Consider the following 3,501-nt stretch of genomic DNA (forward strand, 5'->3'; position numbering starts at 1 on the left):
CACTCCCGCGAGGCGCCGCCGACGTCGACTCCGTCGTCGACACCGTCCGCCCGGTGGTCGAGGCGGTCCGGGAGCACGGGGCCTGCGCCGCGCTCGACTACGGGGAGAAGTTCGACCGGGTGCGGCCCACCTCGGTGCGGGTCCCCGCCGAGGTCATCACCGAGGCCGGCGAGGCCCTCGACCCTGACGTGCGCGCGGCCCTGGTCGAGGCCATCCGCCGCGCGAGGATCGTCCACTCCGCCCAGCGTCGCTCGGACACCGTGACCGAGGTCGCGGCCGGGGGCTTCGTCACCGAGAAGTGGGTGCCCGTCGAGCGGGTGGGCCTCTACGTTCCCGGCGGCAAGGCCGTGTACCCGTCGAGCGTCATCATGAACGTCGTGCCGGCGCAGGTCGCGGGGGTCGGTTCCCTCGTGGTGGCCTCCCCGCCACAGGCCGACTCCGGTGGCTGGCCGCACCCCACCATCCTCGGCGCGTGTGCCCTGCTCGGGGTGGACGAGGTCTGGGCCGTCGGAGGCGCACAGGCCGTGGCACTGCTCGCCCACGGTGGCGAGGACACCGACGGGCTCGGCCTCGAGCCCGTCGACATGGTCACCGGGCCCGGCAATGTCTACGTCACCGCCGCCAAGCGACTGTGCCGCAGCGTCGTGGGGATCGATTCGGAGGCCGGTCCCACGGAGATCGCCGTCCTGGCCGACCACACGGCCGACCCCGTCCACATCGCCTACGACCTCATCAGCCAGGCCGAGCACGACCCCAACGCGGCGAGCGTTCTGGTCACCGATTCCGAGCAGCTGGCCGACGCCGTCGCCCGGGAGGTCGAGGCCCGCTACACCGTCACCCTCAACTCGGACCGCGTGCGCGAGGCGCTCGAGGGCCCGCAGTCGGGCATCGTCCTGGTGGACGACATCGACGCCGGCCTGCGCGTGGTGGACGCGTACGCGGCCGAGCACCTGGAGGTGCAGACCCGTGACCCGGCGGGCGACGCCGCCCGAGTCCGCAACGCCGGGGCGATCTTCGTGGGTGCCTACTCCCCGGTGCCGCTCGGCGACTACGCCGCGGGCTCGAACCACGTCCTGCCCACCTCGGGGACCGCACGCCACTCGTCCGGGTTGAGCGTCCAGACCTTCCTGCGCGGTATCCACGTCATCGACTACGACCGGGCCGCCCTCAAGGAGATCGCCCCGACCGTCGTGTCGCTCGCGGACGCCGAGCGACTGCCGGCCCACGGTGAGGCCGTCCGGGCCCGCTTCGAGGACCTCGCCGCCGAGGAGGGACAGAAGTGAACGACACCCCTCGTCGCGGCGTCGGCCTGGACGCGCTGCCACTACGCGAGAACCTGCGCGGCACGAGCGCCTACGGAGCCCCGCAACTCGAGGTGCCGGTGCAGCTCAACACCAACGAGAACCCGCACCCGCCGAGCGCGGCGCTGATCGCCGACATCGCCGACGCGGTCTCCGCGGCCGCGGCCGACCTCAACCGCTACCCGGACCGGGACGCCGTCGACCTGCGCACCGACCTCGCCGCCTACCTCACCCGGCAGACCGGCGTGGAGGTGGACGTGGACATGGTGTGGGCGGCCAACGGCTCCAACGAGATCCTCCAGCAGTTGCTGCAGGCCTTCGGCGGGCCCGGTCGCAGCGCGATGGGATTCGTCCCCAGCTACTCGATGCACCCGATCCTCGCTGCGGGCACGGACACCGAGTGGATCCCGGTCGACCGGGGCGCGGACCTGGCGATCGACGTCGAGGCCGCGCTCGCGGCGATCGCCGGCCACCGCCCCGACATCGTCTTCCTCACGACACCCAACAATCCGACGGGCCACGTGATCGAGCTGGACGACCTGCGGCGGCTGATCGGCGCGGCACCGGGGATCGTCGTGGTCGACGAGGCGTACGCGGAGTTCTCCCCCTCGCCGAGCGCGTGCACGCTCCTGGCCGAGTTCCCGGCGAAGCTGGTCGTCTCGCGCACCATGAGCAAGGCCTTCGCGTTCGCCGGCGGGCGGCTCGGGTACTTCGCGGCCGACCCGGCGTTCGTCGACGCGGTTCTGCTCGTCCGCCTGCCGTACCACCTGTCGGTGATCGCGCAGGCCGCCGCCGGGGCCGCTCTGCGGCACGCCGACGAGACCCTGGCCTCGGTCGCGCTGCTGGCCGAGGAGCGCAAGCGCGTCATCGCGGGACTCGAGGCGCTCGGCTACGACGTGCTGCCCAGCGAGGCCAACTTCGTGCTCTACGGGCCCTTCGTGGACGCGCCCCGCGCGTGGCGGCGCTACCTCGACGCGGGCGTGCTCATCCGCGACGTGGGCATCCCGGGCCGTCTTCGTGCGACCATCGGGCTGGAGAGCGAGAACGACCGGCTGCTGCAGGTGAGCGCCGAGGTGGCGGGAACAGAGATCACCACGACGAGGGAGAGACGATGAGCGAGCAGGGCGGACGCGTCGGTCGCGTCGAGCGCACCACCAGGGAGTCGTCGATCGTCGTCGAGATCGATCTCGACGGCACCGGCCGGACGGAGATCGCCACCGGCGTCCCGTTCTTCGACCACATGCTCACCGCGTTCGGTCAGCACGGCGCGTTCGACCTCACCGTGCGCGCGACGGGCGACGTCGAGATCGAGGCGCACCACACCGTCGAGGACACCGCCATCGTGCTGGGACAGGCGCTCGGGAAGGCGCTGGGCGACAAGCGGGGCATCCGCCGGTTCGGCCAGTGTTCGATCCCCATGGACGAGACCCTCGCCGAGGCGGTCGTCGACGTCTCGGGCCGCCCGTACTGCGTCCACAGCGGAGAACCCGACGTCATGATCGGGTACGTCGTCGTGGGGCACGACAGCGCCCCGTACGGCACCGTGCTCAACCGGCACGTCTTCGAGACCCTCGCGTCGCACGCCCGTATCGCGCTGCACGTCCGCGTGCACTACGGGCGCGACCCCCACCACATCACCGAGGCGGAGTACAAGGCCGTCGCCCGGGCGCTGCGCGCCGCGGTCGAACCGGATCCCCGCATCAGTGGGATCCCCTCGACCAAGGGCGCCCTGTGATGACGAAGTGACACAGGGCGTCACGAAGCCGGGCGGGTTCGCACTATTGGCCCGGACCCGCGGTGTGCCCGCGGCGTTCATCCTGGTCCTGCTCGCCTTCGGTGGTTTCTCGCTGCTCCTGCCCGTGGTGCCTCTCGCCGTGCTGCGGGGAGGGGGGAGCGACCTGGTCGCCGGCGCGACCACCGGTGTGTTCATGACGGTCACCGTGCTGGTCCAGCTGCTCACCCCGAGGATCACCGCGGGGATCGGGTACCGCTGGGTACTCGCGACCGGCAGTGCGCTCCTCGGTCTGCCGTCCGGTCTGCTCGCCCTGGCCGAGGGGCCGGTCGCGGTGCTGGCGGTCAGTGGTGTCCGCGGGGCGGGCTTCGGCATGATGACGGTCGCCGGCTCCGCGCTGGTCGCGGAGCTCGCGCCACCCGGGATGCTCGGCCGCGCCACCTCGCTGATCGGCCTCGCGGTGGGCAT

General features: G+C 72.3%; 4 protein-coding genes. All 4 read left to right on the top strand.

Annotation, left to right across the window (positions count from 1 at the left end):
* The coding region (gene hisD / locus G6026_RS12815; protein WP_182613398.1) for a histidinol dehydrogenase at positions 1–1,283 on the top strand (1,283 nt) is incomplete at its 5' end.
* Positions 1,280–2,416: a histidinol-phosphate transaminase gene (locus G6026_RS12820; protein ID WP_182613399.1), complete on the top strand. Its 1,137-nt coding sequence runs from the start codon at positions 1,280–1,282 to the stop codon at positions 2,414–2,416. The genes hisD and G6026_RS12820, both read left to right, overlap by 4 nt.
* Positions 2,413–3,036, top strand: coding sequence for an imidazoleglycerol-phosphate dehydratase HisB (gene hisB, locus G6026_RS12825; protein ID WP_107756282.1), 624 nt, complete (start codon positions 2,413–2,415; stop codon positions 3,034–3,036). The genes G6026_RS12820 and hisB overlap by 4 nt, the downstream gene beginning before the upstream one ends.
* A 7-nt stretch (positions 3,037–3,043) precedes the next feature.
* Positions 3,044–3,501: MFS transporter (locus G6026_RS12830; RefSeq protein ID WP_347238107.1), on the top strand; the 458-nt coding region annotated here is incomplete at its 3' end.

Source organism: Dietzia sp. DQ11-38-2 (genome assembly GCF_014145055.1).
Classification (GTDB): Bacteria; Actinomycetota; Actinomycetes; order Mycobacteriales; family Mycobacteriaceae; genus Dietzia.

Excerpts from the sequence above, each read along its gene's own strand:
- hisB (WP_107756282.1), top strand. The coding sequence starts at position 2,413 with ATGAGCGAGCAGGGCGGACGCGTCGGTCGCGTCGAGCGCACCACCAGG.